13 protein-coding genes are annotated in these 16,093 nt (G+C 61.1%); 2 read left to right on the top strand and 11 right to left on the bottom strand.

Features of this window, described 5'->3' with window-relative positions; genetic code table 11:
* Window position 1 precedes the first annotated feature (1 nt).
* The 6 genes from NIBR502773_RS29880 to NIBR502773_RS29855 form a co-directional block, all read right to left on the bottom strand.
* On the bottom strand, window positions 2–1,315 hold the full coding sequence (locus NIBR502773_RS29880; protein WP_065941440.1) for an HlyD family type I secretion periplasmic adaptor subunit: 1,314 nt from the start codon (window positions 1,313–1,315) through the stop codon (window positions 2–4).
* Complete coding sequence (locus NIBR502773_RS29875; protein ID WP_141157717.1) at window positions 1,312–3,063, bottom strand: type I secretion system permease/ATPase; 1,752 nt, start codon at window positions 3,061–3,063, stop codon at window positions 1,312–1,314. Before NIBR502773_RS29875 ends, NIBR502773_RS29880 begins: the two co-directional genes overlap by 4 nt.
* Before the next feature lie 103 nt (window positions 3,064–3,166).
* On the bottom strand, window positions 3,167–3,535 hold the full coding sequence (locus NIBR502773_RS29870) for an AprI/Inh family metalloprotease inhibitor (protein ID WP_027605779.1): 369 nt from the start codon (window positions 3,533–3,535) through the stop codon (window positions 3,167–3,169).
* 49 nt (window positions 3,536–3,584) lie between these two features.
* A complete protein-coding gene (locus tag NIBR502773_RS29865) occupies window positions 3,585–5,018 on the bottom strand; it encodes a serralysin family metalloprotease (protein ID WP_065941437.1) in 1,434 nt (477 codons plus the stop codon).
* Window positions 5,019–5,384: 366 nt separating this feature from the next.
* Window positions 5,385–6,488 (bottom strand): P1 family peptidase, encoded by a 1,104-nt coding sequence (locus tag NIBR502773_RS29860; RefSeq protein WP_141157716.1) that lies wholly within the window; start codon window positions 6,486–6,488, stop codon window positions 5,385–5,387.
* Between the two features lie 9 nt (window positions 6,489–6,497).
* Entirely contained in the window at window positions 6,498–7,862 is a 1,365-nt protein-coding gene (locus NIBR502773_RS29855; protein ID WP_141157715.1) for an APC family permease, read from the bottom strand.
* A gap of 200 nt (window positions 7,863–8,062) precedes the next feature.
* Between NIBR502773_RS29855 and NIBR502773_RS29850 the strand changes: the two genes are divergently transcribed.
* Window positions 8,063–8,848, top strand: coding sequence for a helix-turn-helix transcriptional regulator (locus tag NIBR502773_RS29850; RefSeq protein ID WP_065941434.1), 786 nt, complete (start codon window positions 8,063–8,065; stop codon window positions 8,846–8,848).
* A gap of 273 nt (window positions 8,849–9,121) precedes the next feature.
* Here NIBR502773_RS29850 and NIBR502773_RS29845 read toward each other — a convergent pair whose 3' ends face one another.
* Genes NIBR502773_RS29845 through NIBR502773_RS29830 form a run of 4 tightly spaced genes read right to left on the bottom strand, consistent with a single transcriptional unit; the run spans window position 9,122 to window position 12,894 of the window.
* The gene (locus tag NIBR502773_RS29845) at window positions 9,122–10,201 is read right to left on the bottom strand and encodes a polyamine ABC transporter substrate-binding protein (protein WP_141157714.1); all 1,080 of its coding nucleotides are present in this window, start codon (window positions 10,199–10,201) and stop codon (window positions 9,122–9,124) included.
* Between the two features lie 60 nt (window positions 10,202–10,261).
* Window positions 10,262–10,603: a cupin domain-containing protein gene (locus tag NIBR502773_RS29840; RefSeq protein ID WP_141157713.1), complete on the bottom strand. Its 342-nt coding sequence runs from the start codon at window positions 10,601–10,603 to the stop codon at window positions 10,262–10,264.
* A 27-nt stretch (window positions 10,604–10,630) separates the two neighbouring features.
* The gene (locus tag NIBR502773_RS29835) at window positions 10,631–12,037 is read right to left on the bottom strand and encodes an FAD-binding oxidoreductase (protein ID WP_141157712.1); all 1,407 of its coding nucleotides are present in this window, start codon (window positions 12,035–12,037) and stop codon (window positions 10,631–10,633) included.
* Between the two features lie 47 nt (window positions 12,038–12,084).
* On the bottom strand, window positions 12,085–12,894 hold the full coding sequence (locus tag NIBR502773_RS29830; protein WP_141157711.1) for an AraC family transcriptional regulator: 810 nt from the start codon (window positions 12,892–12,894) through the stop codon (window positions 12,085–12,087).
* A gap of 257 nt (window positions 12,895–13,151) precedes the next feature.
* Here NIBR502773_RS29830 and NIBR502773_RS29825 point away from each other — a divergent pair, with 257 nt between their 5' ends.
* The gene (locus tag NIBR502773_RS29825) at window positions 13,152–13,424 is read left to right on the top strand and encodes a DUF1652 domain-containing protein (protein ID WP_027605770.1); all 273 of its coding nucleotides are present in this window, start codon (window positions 13,152–13,154) and stop codon (window positions 13,422–13,424) included.
* Window positions 13,425–13,560: 136 nt separating this feature from the next.
* Here the strand turns inward: NIBR502773_RS29825 and NIBR502773_RS29820 are convergent, their stop codons facing one another.
* Window positions 13,561–16,008, bottom strand: coding sequence for a UvrD-helicase domain-containing protein (locus NIBR502773_RS29820; protein WP_141157710.1), 2,448 nt, complete (start codon window positions 16,006–16,008; stop codon window positions 13,561–13,563).
* Between the last annotated feature and the right edge of the window lie 85 nt (window positions 16,009–16,093).

Genomic DNA, 16,093 nt, shown 5'->3' with positions numbered 1-16,093 from the left:
CTCATTCCTCGGTCAACGCGGAGCCGGCGCGGTCGAGCAGCGGCTTGAACAGGTAATTGAGTAACGAGCGCTCGCCGGTGCGCACGAACATCTCGGCGGGCATGCCCGGCTTGATCACCAGGCCGTGGAGGGTCTCCAGCGCCGCCTCGCTGACGGTGGTGCGCAGCACGTAATACGGCGCGCCGGTTTTTTCGTCGAGCATCTGGTCGGCGGAAATCAGGCTGACCTCCCCCGGCACACGCGGGGTGCGGCTCTGGTTGAAGGCGGTGAACAGGATATCCACCGGCAGGTGCGTGCCGACCTTGTCCACCAGGTGCACCGGCAAATGCCCTTCCACTTCCAGGCGCGTGCCCTGGGGCACGATTTCCAACAGGGTTTCACCGGCACGCACCACGGCGCCTTCGGTGTGCACGCTGAGGTTGACCGCAATGCCGTCGGCCGGTGCGTTGATCTCGCTGTGTTGCAGATCGAAGCCGGCCGAGGTGAGTTGCTGCTCCAGGGTCAGGCTGCGCAATTGCGCGTCGGCCAACTGGCTGCGCACGTCCTTCTGGTATTCCTCGCTGTGCTGCTGCAATTTCAGGCGCGATTCAAGGATGCCCTGCTCCACCCGGCCGCTCTCTCCGGTGTTCTGCGCCAGGTCCTGTTGCACCTGGGACAGCTGGCGTTGGTACTCCATCAGCCGGTTGCGCGGGATATAGCCGTTGTCGGCCAGGGGTTGCAGGTTGCTCAGTTGGTCGCGCAGGGACTGGGCCTGGGCGGTCAGGTCGCTGCGGGCGCGGCGCATGCCGTTGAGCTGCGCGGTGGCGCCCTCGATATTCGCGCGGATGCCCGCCTGTTCACGGGCAAAGGCTTCGCGACGGCTGCTGAACAATTGGCGCTGGCCTTCCAAGACCAACGCCAGTGCCGGGTCGGGGTTGCTGCTCAGCTCGGAGGGAAAGGTGATAGCGGATTGATTGTCGCGCTCGCTCTGCCACCGCGCGACGCTGGCCCAGGCCATGCGGTACTGGGCTTGCAGGGACTGCACGTCGGCCTGGTGCTGGGTCTGGTCGAGACGGAACAGCGGCTGGCCTTGCTTCACCAGCTCACCCTCCTTGACCAGGATCCGACTGACCACGCCGGGGCTGAAGGTTTGCACCGCCTTGCGTTTGCCCGACACCACCACCGTGCCCTGCACCGGGATGCCTTGGTCCAGGGGCGCCAGGCTGGCCCAGAGGAAAAAGCCACCGGCACCGACCAGGGTCAGCAGCCAGCCCATGCGCGCAAAGAACCGGGCGTCGCGCTCTTTGAAACGTGGTTCAACAGTGATACTGCTCATGCGCCTGGATTCCTTCCGGCTTGATACTGACGGCTGAAACTCACACCGGGTTTATCCTTCGGTGCTTCATGCTGGCCCGACAACGCCCGCAGCACGTCCTGGCTTGGCCCGAATGCCTGCAAACGCCCTTCGTTGAGCACCAGCAATTTATCGGCCTGGGCCAAGGCCGAAGAACGATGGGTCACCAGCACCACACTGCTGCCCTGGGCCTTCATCTGCACAATGGCGCTGGCCAGCGCGGCTTCGCCGACGGTGTCGAGGTTGGAATTGGGCTCATCCAGGACGATCAAGCGCGGCCCACCGTACAGCGCACGTGCCAGGGCTACGCGTTGTTTCTGGCCGCCGGACAGACCACCGCCGTTATCGCCGAGGACCGTGTCATAACCGTGGGGCAGGCGCAGGATCAATTCATGCACGCCGGCTTGCTGCGCAGCTTTCACTACCAGCTCGGGGTCGGCCTCGCGAAAACGTGCGATGTTGTCGGCGATGCTGCCGCTGAACAGTTCGATGTCCTGGGGCAGGTAGCCGATGTGCGGGCCGAGGTCGTCGCGGTCCCAGCGGTGAATATCCGCACCGTCCAAGCGCACGGTGCCGGCCAGGGTCGGCCACACGCCCACCAGCACACGGGCCAGGGTGGATTTGCCGGAGCCAGAGGCGCCAAGCACGCCGAGCACTTCACCGGCGCCAAGGGTGAAGCTGACCTGATGCAGAGTGGGCATGCGCCGCCCGGGCGGCCCCGCGCTGACCTGTTCGAAGCTGACCTGGCCCTTGGGTGCGGGCAATTTCATCTGCTCCACTTCCGGCGGGAACTCGCGCAGCAGTTCGTCCAGCCGCTGATAGGCCAGCTTGGCCGAACTCCATTGCTTCCAGACGGCAATCAACTGGTCGATGGGGCTGAGTACACGGCCCATCAGGATCGAGCCCGCGATCATCATCCCGGCGGTCATGTCGCCCTTGATCACCAGCAGCGCGCCCAGGCCCAGCACCAGGGATTGCAGGCACAGGCGCAGGGATTTGCTCAACGAGGTGATCACCGACCCGGTATCACTGGCTCTGTTCTGCAAACCCAGGAACTGCGAATGCACAGCAAACCAGCGGTGGCGCAACGCGCCGAGCATGCCCATGGCCTGGATGGTTTCGGCGTTGTGCAAATGGCTGGTGGCCAGCTGCGTCGACTGCTGGGAGAAACCACTGGCCTCGCCCAATGGCTTCTTGGTCAAGTATTCGTTGAGGCACGCAAGGCCGATCAACAGCACTGCGCCGGCGGTGGCCAACACCCCGAGCCACACGTTGAAGAGGAAAATCACAAACAGGTAGATGGGAAACCACGGCGCATCGAAGAACGCGAACAGCGCCGGGCCGGTGATGAATTGGCGGATATGGGTCAAATCCCCCAAGGATTGCCCGGCATGCCCCTGGCCGCGTTGCAGGTTGCGTTCGAACGCGGCCTTGTATACGCGCAAGTTGAAACGCCGCTCCAACTGGCTGCCGATGCGGATCACGATAAAACTGCGGATGACTTCGAGCAGGCCAATAAAGGCAAAGAAGCCCACCACCATCAGGGTCAACATCACCAGGGTGGTTTCATTCTGCGAGGAGAGCACACGGTCATACACTTGCAGCATGTAGATCGACGGCACCAGCATCAACAGGTTAATCAAAGCGGTAAAACAACCGACGCTGATCAAGATGCTCTTGTATTCACCCAGCGCCTTGAATAAAGGCGCAACCGCATGGGGCCTGGCCATAGGTTCTGATCTTCCTTGAATCAAATTACGCGCATAAGTTTGCCGCCCTCTGCGATAGAGGTCGCTCAACTAATGAAATCGAGTTATAGGCTTATAACAACAACTAAGGCACTCGTTTTAATTCAACCACGGTGCCGGACTTCGTCCGAGCCTGGTACTCACCGTCCTTCTGACGATTCAGATGAGTGATCCCGCTGCCTTCGGCATTGAACAGCCAGATACCGTCGGGTGTGGGCGACCAGGTCAGGGGCTTGTCCCCCAGCCACTGCGCCACACAGGCCACATCGCCGCCCAGGGCATTGGCCTGCTCGAGCAGGTCCAGTGCACACACCTGATCCTGCTGGTGCAACTGCCAATGCCCGGCCAGTTGGGCGCTGGTAGGTAAAACAAGACTGCTCGCCATTGCGTGGGCTCCTGCCGACACGAACATCACCTGCAACACGCAGGCGATCACATTGTAAAAACGCTGCATCTGTACGCTCCAGCCTGGAGGCGCGGCGCTTGCGCGCCGCGCCCGTGCATCATGCCACGATGTCGCTGACCGCTGCCTGGCCGACGGTGGTGACGAGGAAATCCGCCACGCCGTGCCCGGAGAAGTCGACCGCCAGGGTGCCCAGGTTGGTACCTGCCGCGTAGCTCAATACCGCATCGCCGGCATGCCCGGTGAAGGCATTGACGAAGGTCAGGCCGGCCCCTTTGGTGATGCCGCTGAGGTCGATCTTGTCGGAGCCCGAGGTGAAGTCAAAGATCTTGTCCGCCGCTCCTGGCTTGGAGTCGGAACTGGCGCCGAACACAAACGTGTCGTTGCCCGCGCCGCCCCACAGTTGATCCGCGCCGCCAGCGCCGTAGATGAGGTCGTTGCCGGCGCCACCCTTGATCACGTTGGCCGCGTTGTTGCCGATGATCAGGTCGTTGCCCGCACCGCCGAACGCGTTCTCGACGGTCACGCCCTTGGCGATGGAGACGTTGCCCACCAGGCCGCCAACGTCGGAGAACGAGGCCTCATTGAGGTTGATCTTCTGGTTCTGGGTGAAGCCGGAGAAGTCCAGGGTGTCATTGCCACCACCGTCCCAGACCGAGAACACCAGCTTGTCGGCGTTGGACGTGGCGCTGAGGAAATCACGCCCAGTGTTGGAGTTGAACCCGTAGGTGGTGTCGCCGGCGCGGGTGTTGTAATTGGCACCGTAGAGCTTCTGGATCGCGGCGATGTCGTCGATCAGCGGGCCGGAGGCATAGGCTTCTACCCCGCCTTTACTGAAGTTCTGGTTGGTGTTGCTCTCGCTCCAGTAACTCATGAGGCTGTAGCCACGCGTGTCCTGTCCATAGGTCGCGTCGTTGTAGGTCGGGGCGCCTTCGCCGGCGTTGTAGTCGCCAGGGTGAGCCAGGCCCAGGGTGTGCCCGATTTCGTGGGTCAGCGTCTGCCGGCCGTAGTTGTTCAGGTCCGGGGTCTTGTTCGGCGTGTAGCTGTTGTTGGTCAGGTACCACGAGGTGCCGTCGTAGCCTGCACCGGTGCCGGGCAGGTAGGCGAAGGCTGCCGCGCCGTCCTGGCCGCTGCTGTAGTTGCCGAATGTCATGTGGCCGTCACCGCCGCTGGCTTTTTCGGTAAAGGTGACGTTGGCCACGTCCGACCAGGATTGCATGGCCAGTGCGGCCTGTGCCTTCTGCTGGGCGTTGAACTGGCTGAAGCCCGAGATGCCATGTTTGTTCATGGTGCTCGAGGACGCCGAGGTCAGGAAGGTGTAGGTCAGGTCGATCTTGCCGTTGCCGTCAAAGTCCCGGTACGCGGCGCCGTCGCGCAGCAGCTGGGTGGCTGCCTGGTCAACGGAATAGGAGGGTTTGCCATTGACCGTGAGGTTGCCACCACGGTCATACAGATGGCTGAAGCTATCGATTTGCGAGTAAGCGGTGCTGGCTTGCGCCGCCGACACGATAGCCTTGTCTTTAACTTTTGACATAAACGTACTTCCTTGTTTGCAAGTTCATCAGTCTTTGATCGATAGGAATCTCGCGGGCGAGATCGTCCTATCACTCGCCTCTTTTGAAGGCGTCACGAAACTGACACAACTTGAAATCTTTCGTCTACATCTTTTCCAACCTGAAAAGCGGACCCACAATAGCGCCAACAAGTTTGGCTCTGTATTTATTGGGTGGCGTTGCTTTTGTCTGACAAAACACACCGGGCACTTATTTAAATATTAAATAGCGTTAATGCCGCTCAAGTTGAGCGGCACACTTGATAATTGGATCCATAATATTGTCACGGTGTCATTGGCAACATTAAACAGCCACTATTTATATTTATATATCGGCGTTGTCCCCTATTACCGGGACACGCGCCAACCCGTGTCGTGCAATGCCTGTAACAAGGTCTCGCTTTTCAAACCTGGCACCTGTACGCCGTCGTCGGTCACCATGTCTTCGCCCGCCAGGATCGCGTTGATGATCGCTTCTTCTACCGCTTCCGCCGCAGCGCTGAACAGCGGGGAAATATGATCGTTATTCACCATCTGTAAGGTGCTGCTCAACGGCAGGCCCTTGCGCGCGTAGTCTGCTGGCGGCAGATCCTGGTTGCCGGTGGCGAAGGCCAGGAACAGGTCGCCGCTGGAGTCCTCGGTGCCGCCGCCGGTGCGCGCGATGCCGATAGACGCGCGTTGTGCCAGGCGCTGGCATTGGTGCGGCAGCAGGGGCGCATCCGTGGCGATGATCACCACGATCGAGCCCATGCCCGGCGTGCCTCGTTCGGCGAAGGGTGACGGGATGTCCATCAAGCGGCGGCCCACCGGATAACCGTCGACCCGCAGCTCCTGGCGCTTGCCATGGTTGGCCTGCACCAGCACGCCGACGGTCCAGCCGCCCTGCTCTGCCGGCAAGCGCCGCGAAGCGCTGCCGATACCGCCCTTGAATTCATGGCAGATCATCCCCGTCCCACCGCCCACGGCGCCTTCTTGCACGGGGCCGCGTTCGGCGCTCTCCAGCGCCTGGCGCACATGCTCGGGGGTGACGTGCTGGCCCCAGATGTCGTTGAGCAGGCCGTCGTAGGTTTCCATCACCACCGGCATGCACCAGTACACCGCCGGATCCGCCAGGCGCTCGCGCTCCAGGGCAATCAAGGTGTCGCGCACGATGCCGATGCTGTGGGTGTTGGTGATGGCCAGCGGCGTGGTCAACAGGCCTGCCTCGCTGATCCATTCCAGGCCGGTGGCGTCGCCATTGCCGTTCAGCACGTGATACCCGGCAAAGCACGGCTGCAACCGCGCTTCCCCGGCGCGGGGCTGGACCACGCTGACGCCAGTGCGCACCTGTTTACCGTCGACACGGGTCTTGAGCGTACTGTGACCGACCCGGACCCCGGGAACGTCGGTGATGGCATTGAACTCGCCGGGTGTGCCCAGCCCCAACGTGATGCCCAATTGACGTGCACGCATAACCACTCCTTACAATTTCTGAAAGGCCGGACTCGACCGGCCGCTGATGCAATACAGAATCACCGACAGGGCCAGCAAGCCGATGATGATCATGATGTCGCGTACTGACGCCGCGTAGATCAAGGTCACCAGCAAGTAACCCGCGCCCAGCACAGCCAGCAGCGCCGGCAACGGCCACAGCGGCATGCGATAGGGATGCTCGCGGTCGCGCAGCAGCACGCGGCTCATCAGCGCGCTCAACGCCACCACCAGGTACACCAATATGATCAGTAATACGCTGAACGAGGTGAGGTCGGCCAGGTTGGAGCTGAAGCTCAGCAACGCCGACGGGATCGCCAGGAACAACGTGGCCAGCCAGGGTGAATCCCAGCGCGGATGAATGCGGGTGAACAGCTTGTTAATGGTAGGCGTCCACAATGCATCGCGCCCGCTGCTGAACACCACGCGGCCGATCTGGATAACGATGGCGACGATGGCATTGGACACCGACAGGAAGATGCCCGCGCTGACCAGGCGCGACAGGGTTTCATTGCCATGGCTGGTGAGCAGGTAGCCGATGGGGTCCGGGCTGCTGATCATCGCACTCAGTGACGGCGCGCCGATCAACAGCGCCGTGATCGGCACCAGCTCGATCACCACCACCAGGCCCAGGGACCACAGCACCGCCTTGTGTACGCCCTTGCCCCCGCATTTCATGTCTTCGGCCAGCAATACGGCGGGGCCGTAACCGTTGTAGGAAAACAGGCCAATGCCTACCGCGCCGATCACCAAAGCCCAAGGCGCCAGGTGCAATACACCGTTTTCGACGATCTGGGGTTGAAACAGCACGCTGGCGGGCTGCACCGGGTTACCGAAGCCGATGCACACGATCACCAGCAACGCCGCGACTTCCAGCAGCAGGCAGGTCCCGGTGATCCAGGCGTTGAGCTTGATATTGAGGATGCCCAGGGCGTAGCTGCACACCACGATCACCAGGGCCACGGTTTGCGCGTCGAAGGTGGTACCCAGGGCATTGTTGAGATAGGTTGCGGCACCGGTGGCCAATACCGGCGGAATAAACAACAGCATCACCAGCACGGTCAGGAACGTCGCGTAGCCGGCCATGCCACCGAACACGCGCTTGGCATACACATACTCGCCACCGGCGCTGTTATGGGCGCGGCCCAGTTCGGCGTAGCAAAACGCGAACATCAGCGCCAGCAGCCCTGCCATCACGAACGCCAGGAACACGCCGCTGCCGGCCTGCTGGATGGCAAAGGGCGCGATCACGAAGACGGAACTGGCGGGGGTCACCGCTGAAACGGTAATGGCCACCACATCGAAGACGCTCAGGGTGGGTTTCAGCACGCCATCGGGCGCGGGGGAAGTGCTCATATCGTTATCCTCTGTCGTTGTTCTTGGTGTGAGGCAGAAACGAAAGGTCTGAAAGTGGCGGGATATGTTTCCCGCTGGATGCTGCCGACGTTAACGGTTGGGCTAGTGCCAGCCAATTCCCCTATTGGCGTACTCCCCTTGACGGAACCCGGCAAAAGCCGAACCCTTGGGACGATCTTTTGTTGGCGGGAGCCTGCTACATGAGCCTGTTTCGTGAAGTCGGCATGCACGCCGGCCTGGGCCGCACCGTTGCGCACATCGGCACCGAGCGTTTCTGGAAACAGCTGGTGCTGTTGTTGCACCAGTGCGTGCCCTTCGATAACGCGCTGGCGATCTTCTACCCCGTGGAGGGCCCGCCCCAGGCCCTGGAAGAATACGACGCCCAGCCGAGCAGCAAGCCGGCGTCGATGCTGGTGTACCTCAATGGCCTGTATTTGCTCGATCCGTTCTTCCAGGCCTGTCGCGAGGGTTATGCCAGCGGTGTGTATCGCCTTGAGGAAGTGGCGCCGGACCATTTTCGCCAGAGCGAGTATTTTCTCAGTTACTTTCACGACAATGTGCTGGAAGACGAGGTGCAGTTGATCCTGCAATTGCCGGGCGCGGGGACGCTGTCGCTGTCACTGGGCATGCAGCGGCGATTCAGCGTTGAGGAAACCGGGCTGATGACCACCCTGTCGGCCTGGGTGCTGCCGTTGATGCAGCAGCACTGGCAACAAAGCACCCGGCGCGTGCCGGCCATGGACAGCCAGATCCGGGATGCGCTGAGCCAATTCGGCTGCGGCGTGCTTTCGGACCGCGAACTGGAAATCGCCCGCCTGGTACTGCGCGGGTTCTCGTCCAAGGCCATGGCCGAACGCCTGCATATCTCGCCGGACACGGTGAAGGTGCACCGCCGGCATCTGTACGCGAAGCTGGATATCTCGTCACAACCGGAACTGTTTTCATTGTTTATCCAGTCGTTGGGGCATGACCTGGAAAACCCGTGAAACCAAGGTTGCACTCAAACCAAATGTGGGAGGTCCCACATGGCGCTGTCGCTCAGCAAACTGGGACCTCTGTGGTGAGCGGGCTTGTCCCGCGTCGGGCTGCGCAGCAGCCCCAAAACCAGGCGCAGAGGAATACCTGATACACCGCTCAGGGCCGCTCCGCACCCCAACGCGGGACAAGCCCGCTCACCACAAGAATGCGGTCGCCTGAAATTGTTTATGCAAGACTCAGATTAATGGGGGGGGCTTGCCCTCCCCCCACATCAGACTTCTTCAGCGGCCCATACGAATGGTGTTCCACACCCGCGTGCGAATCCGGTCGATGTTCAGCGGCATCGCTTCCAGTGCGAATAACTTGCCCATCATTTCGTCACTGGGGTAGATCTTGGTGTCCGCCTTGATCTCAGGGTCTACCAGGCTATCCGCTGCACGGTTGCCGTTGGCGTAGTGCACGGAGTTGGTGATGTCCGCCATCACCTGGGGCTCCAGCAGGTAGTTCATGAACGCGTAGCCGGCCTTTTCATCGGGGGCATCGGCGGGCATGGCGACCATGTCGAACCAGATTGCGGCGCCTTCCTTGGGAATCTCATAGCCGATCTTCACCCCATTCTTGGCCTCCTTGGCGCGGCTTTCGGCTTGCAGTACGTCGCCGGAGAAACCGACCGCCACGCAGATGTCGCCATTGGCCAGGTCGCCGGTGTATTTCGAGGAGTGGAAGTACGCGACATACGGCCGCACTTTCATCAGCAGCGCCTCGGCCTTTTTGTAGTCCTCGGGTTTTTTACTGTGGGGCGGCAGCCCCAGGTAGTTAAGGGCGATAGGCAGCAATTCCGGGCCGTTATCGAGAATCGCCACCCCGCACTTGCTGAGCTTCTCCATGTACTCGGGCTTGAAGATCAGGTCCCAGGAGTCCACCGGTGCGTTATCCCCCAGCACCGCCTTGACCTTGTCGATGTTGTAACCGATGCCGGTACTGCCCCACAGGTACGGGAAGCCATGGGCATTACCCGGGTCGTTGTTTTCCAGGGCCTTGAGCAGCACGGGGTTGAGGTTTTTCCAGTTGGGCAACTGACTCTTGTCGAGCTTCTTCAGGGCGCCGCCCTGGATCTGCCGTGCCATGAAGTGGTTGGACGGAAACACCACGTCGTAGCCGGAGTTACCCGTCATCAGCTTGCCGTCGAGGGTTTCGTTGCTGTCATACACGTCGTAGCTGAAACCGATGCCGGTTTGTTTCTGGAAATTCTTCGTGGTGTCCGGCGCGATATAGCTGGACCAGTTGTAGATCTTCACCGTCTCGGCGGCCTGGCTGATAGAGGCCACCAACATCAAGGGCAACAGGGCAATGGCTTTCATGGTTCGATTTCCTGGCGATTTTAGGGCTGTTTTTATGGCAGGCGATCAAGGATCAAAGCGTTACAAAATCAGTACGTAGGTTTTGCGCACGGTTGCCTGGATGTCCCAGATACCGGTGCTGTTGGCCGGCAACATCAGTGCGTCACCGGCTTGTATGTGAACGATTTCACCGTTGTCAGGGGTGAAGGTGCAGCGCCCCTGTATAAAGTGGCAAAACTCCTGGGCCTTGATCTGCCGACGCCAGCGGCCCGGCGTGCATTCCCAGATACCGGTCTCGACGCCGTCGCTGCGCTCAACGCTCAAGGTCGAGGCCACGGCGATCGGCTCGCCCAGGGGCACGGCCACCGGTGATGAGTCCGGCAGGTGGGCATGCAGCGTGTCTTTGAAGTGAGTGATGCTCATGGGGTTTTCTCGTGTAGGTGAAACGGCTCAATGCATGAAACCTTCCATGAACCCGGCTATGCCGATCGCCAGCTTGCGGCGCCAAGGTGCTGTGTTGGGGTTGGCCAGCACCTGGTCTTCATGGACAAAACTGCGAATGATCGCGTTGTAGCCGAGCCAGCGGCATGGCTCCGGCTCCCAGGCCTTGAGCGCGTGCAGGCCACGCTCGCGGATCACCCAGGGTTGGTGGATCAGCGGTGTGTCGCGACCAAGGATCAGGTCGGCCAAGGTGCGGCCGCCCAGGTTGGTGGCACCGACGCCCTCCCCGCCGTAACCACCGGCCAGGGCGATGCCGGTCTTGTGATCGCAGAGCATGTGCGGGCGGAAACGGCGCGACATGCCAAGGTTGCCGCCCCAGGAATGGGTAATTCGCACCTTTTTCAGCTGTGGGAAGAGTTCGCCGAACAGGTAGCGGCGCAGTGCCACTTCGCTGTCAGTCAAATCAAAGTTGTGGCGCAATTTGCCGGCGAACTGGTAACCGCCGCGGGCGCCGAACACCAGGCGGTTATCCGCGGTACGCTGGCCATAGGTGACCTGGCGGCTGCTTTCGCCAAAAGCCTGGCCATGGCTCAGGCCGATTTCATCCCAGGTACCGGCGGGCAGCGGTTCGGTGGCAACGATCAGGCTTTGCACCGGCAACTGGTATCGGCCCAGGGGCGGCAAGGTATTCGCATAACCTTCGACAGCCGGCACCACCCAGGCAGCGCGTACACGGGCCTTGGCGGTGCGCACAGTGCCGGACTGCCAGTGGGTGACCGGACTGTTTTCATAAATCGTCACGCCCATGCTCTCCACCACCCGCGCAAGACCGCGCACCAGCTTGGCCGGGTTGATCGTGGCGACATGGGGGGCATGGATACCGCCATAGGGCTTGGCGATGCGAATCTGTTCAACCAACTGTCGAGGGCTCAGCCAGCGGTAGTCGGCTTCGGTCAGGCCTTGGGCGTAGAGTTTGTCCAGATAAGCGCGCAGGCTGCCTTCCTGTTCGGGATAGCGCGCGGCGCAGTACAGAGCGCCGCCCTTGCGGAAGTCACAGTCGATACCTTCACGGGTCAGGACCTGGGCCACTTCATCGGGAATGCCATGCAACAGGTCGAATGAGGCGCGGCGCTGTTCAGGCGCAAGGCCGGCCAGCAGGCGGTCTTCGCCCAGCAGATTGCCCATCAGCCAGCCGCCATTACGGCCCGAGGCGCCGAAGCCGGCGGTTTGCGCCTCGATAATCGCGATCTTCAACTCAGGCGCCTGGCGTTTCAGGTAGTAGGCGGTCCACAGTCCGGTGTAGCCGGCACCGATAATGGCCACATCGACGTCCAGGTCATGCTCAAGGGCCGGCCGCGCCGACAGCGGGTCGTCCAGTTGGTCCATCCATAAACTGATAGTGCGCCAAGCCGGCATGCCAAGTTCCCCAACCACGTTTCGATGGGGGATCCTAGAACTGCGGGTTATTCGCTGTCTTGCGCGCGTGCACGCAGGGAAATTTGTTTGACGTAGGCCTTGGGCGACTGGCCAGTGTGCTGGCGGAAGGCGCTGTAGAACGCCGACAACGAATTGAAACCGGCGGCGAAGGCCAGGTCGTCGACCTTGATCGGTGGCTGCGCTGTATCCAGTGCGGCCAGCAGGTGCTGGAGCCGAGCCTGGTTGACGTAGCGGTAGAAACTTTGCCCCAGCACCTGGTTGAGCAGGTAGGAAATCTGATTGCGGCTGTAGCCACACTCCCTGGCGACGCGTTGCAGGTCCAGTTCCGGGTCCAGATAAGGCTGCCTGCGCTCGAAGTACTGCTGCAAGTCATTGGCCATATGCCCCAATTGCTGGGGTGACAGGCCCAGGCGGCTGACGCTGGGGCGCTGGGTCTGGGAGGGTTGTTCATGCACCAATGACGCGTACTCGTTGACGCGCCAGATCAACCCATCGCGGACGGTGATGGCCTCGCTGGTGCGGAATGACACCAGCCCCTGACCGCCGCGTAAGGTGATGCGGTACTGGATGAACGCCGTGTCGCCATCGGCGCGGATGCGGTCGGTATGTTCAATGGCCTCGTCGGCTTCGCGGGGCATGCTGGCTTGCAGGTACTCACGCAGTTCGGCGTAACCGACCACACGGTTCTGGAAAAAGTCGTGGTACTGGATGTCCGGGTGGTAGTAGGACATCACGCCGTCAAGGTCGCGATGACGCCAGCACAGGTGGTGGCGCAGCACCAGCTCACGCGTGGCGTGGGTGTTATGGCAATCATCGTCTGGCGCGATGTCGGGCATGGAAGGCTCTGAGGCGGGTAAACCTCGGAGATTGCCGAATTTTGTCAGTGCCGACAATGGCCAATTGGAACTTCGCATTAGTGGCATTGTGCCCAATCATTGGTAAGAGATGACCCACATCAAGTGAATGGCTGACAACCGCCGAACGGGGCAGAAAAAGTCACCTTGTACTTGCGAACGAATGCTATTTTTAGCTTCTACGACGCCACGACCAGTGACGGTCCTGGCCCCCTGCCGCGAGCTAAAGGAAGCGCTCAATGAACAAGGTGGGCAACATGAACAAAGTGACATTCCCCAACGCCTGCCAGCTGATGCGCTGGCATTTTCATCCGATGGGCTTCGAGGGCAGCATGGATGCGCCCGGCAGTATGGTCGCCCGCCTGTTCGACCGGGCCAGCGGCGAGACGCTGATTGCCATCGCCGGCATCCCCTGCGCCACCGTGATGAATGCTGCCGATGTGGAGCGGATTATCGAGGCGGTGGAGGATGAGTTGGAGTCGTTTGTGCCGCCGTTGTCGCTGAGGGCCTGATCCGCAGCCAACAGAAAGATGGTCAACTGTGGGAGAGGGCTTGCTCCCGATAGCAGAGTGCCAGTCACCACCTACAGTGACTGAAACAACGCTATCGGGAGCAAGCCCCCTCCCACAGTTCGATTGCGTTCATTCTCTAGTGGCGCTGATCGTCGAAAAACGCTTTCCTGCCGTCGACCCGCTCCGAGGCCTTGGGCACATTCACCGCCTGGCCTTCGGGTTTTTCCACATACCAGTAGCAATGGCTCACGGCCCGGGTAATCCCGACGTAGGCCAGGCGCAGCACTTCGTCCTTTTGCGCAGTGTCATAGGGTTCGCTGTCCCCTTCCTTGCCCAGGCCCGCCATGCGGTAGACCTGGTTCTTGTAGGGCGAGCTGGTCACATGCTGGCAATCACCGAGCAGGAATACCGCATCCGCCTGCAGTCCCTTGGCGCTGTGGTACGTCAGCTGCTTCAACCTGCGCGCGGCTGCAGGCAAGCTAGAATCAACATTAACAGTCGACTGAATATGCTCTTGAATCAGCAGCTTATCGCTACTTTTTCGATACAGCATTAATATCGAATCGCCCCGTTGATAATGCTCCAGCAGTTGCCGCCCCAACGCCGCATCGTCCCGCTCCAGTACCGTGACCGGCACCAAGGCTTTTGGCGTGCCGCTGGCCTTGGCCTTTTTCCCCGGGATGGCCGGTGCGGCGCGCACGATATGTTCTGCGGCGTCGATGATGTGCTGATGGCTGCGGTAGTTCTCGCCGAGCATGACGCGGGTAGTACTCGGCGCCGGGAATTCCTGGTTGAATTCCATGAAGTACTTGGGCGAACTGCCGCGCCAGCCGTAGATCGACTGCCAGTCATCGCCCACGCACAGCAAGGACGAACGTTGCGCGCCACGGCCCACATGCATCGCCGGCCCACGACTGCGGATTTCCCGCAGGCTGGCGCGTATCCACGAAACGATCTGGGGCGATACGTCCTGGAATTCGTCGATCATCAGGTGCGACATCGGCCGCAGCAGCGGATCGCTGAGGAGCTTGAGGTTTTCCGGGGTGTTCTCGCCGAACAGCGAGAACATGCGGTTATAGGTCATGATCGGCGGCGACTGATCCAGCAGGTGGTCTTCCAGGGCTTTCCAGAAAATGCTCAGGGCTTCGAAGAAGAAGCGGTCCGGGTCGTCCTTGGCGAAAGTCATCTGGCCGACGGCGGTCGGCACGTCCAGCCCCAGGTTCTCGATAAAGCCGGCGGCCATCACGAAACTGTCCAGCAGCGGCGCCGACGCCAGCTCGCCCTTGACCTTGTAATCAAAGCCGGGACCTGCGCTGGCGTCCCCGGCAAGGCTGCTTAACAGACGCTTTGATGCATCATAGCTATCCAGCCATATCAATGGTTTACGACAGAAAGCTTGAAACAGGGTGCGCTTTACCGCCCACTCTGCACGGACCGACAGCTTCGAATTCGGCCGGCTGATCTGGGCATTTTCCCTGGGATCAAAGCCCAGCACTACCCACGCATCCAGCGCCGGGATATAGCCGTGGCAATGGAACTGCGCGCCATTGATTTCGAAGCGTTGGCGACTGGGCTCAATCCCCTTGATCGGCCAGGCGCCGGCACGAAACCACAGGTCCTCGATCACATCGCAGAGTTCTTCATCGCGCTTGGCCGCCAGTTCGGTCACCGCTATGCGCTTCTGTACATCCGGATGATCGCGCTCCAGTTCGCGCAGTTGCAGGCCGTGGCGTGCCAGCGGCGCAATCAGTTCACGAAACCGTGCATGTCGCCCCTGCAACTGGTGGTAGCAGGCATTCATCTGCTGGCGCTGGGCGTCGCTGATGCGCAGGTCGAACGGGTTGCTGTCAGCGTCTTCGAAACCGGCACTGAGGTTTTCGAACGCCTGCAGGCGTTCAAAACCCGGCAGGCTGCGGACCATCGGCAGGATGCGCGAGTGAAAGGTGCGCACCACCGCCTGGGCTTCTTTCATGCCAATGGGTTGGCCCCACAGGGTGAGAATGTCCATGAGCTTGTTGATGAAGTCTTTGCGCGACTCGCGGGTGAAGGTGACCACGGTCATCGAGCTCAATTCGAAGCCCAGGTAATGGGTGAGCAGCAAAATACGCAGCACCAGCGAGGTGGATTTACCCGCGCCGGCACCGGCGATCACCGAGGTTGACGGCGTATCGCTGAAGATCATCTTCCATTGTGCCGCGCTAGGCTGGGCATGGGCCGGCAGCAAGCGGGCCACATCAGCCTTGATGCGTTTCTTCATGTCGGCGGTCAAGGGCAGCCGCCAATCGTCGAACAGGCTGTCATCGACGCCGGGCGCGCGGTGCTCATCGGGACGGAAGTCGCGGATCAACAGGACTTGTCGGCCCTCCTCGATGCCATCGGCCTTGCCCTCGCGATAGCCATACTCCACGCCGGCCTCGTGACCACTGCGAAAACCATCGGCCTGCCCGTGCAACCAGGAAAACCGATGCTGTGCGCGCAAACGCGTCAGGCCATGGCCAAACAGGCGTGCGGCGAGGCGTTTGAGTAGGGGCATTTCCGCCAGTGGGCGCAGTTCGGGGGGCAGATCAGGCTTGTGTTGCGGCACGCGGACTCCTGCGATGAGCTGGGTTTTGACAAGGGCACCATGGTCGCCGGAATCGGCGCTCAGTTCCAGCCAATTGCTTTACCGT

It is taken from the genome of Pseudomonas sp. NIBRBAC000502773 (genome assembly GCF_006517195.1).
GTDB classification, from domain to species: domain Bacteria; phylum Pseudomonadota; class Gammaproteobacteria; order Pseudomonadales; family Pseudomonadaceae; genus Aquipseudomonas; species Aquipseudomonas marginalis.
This window is presented reverse-complemented; position numbering and strand designations above follow the sequence as displayed.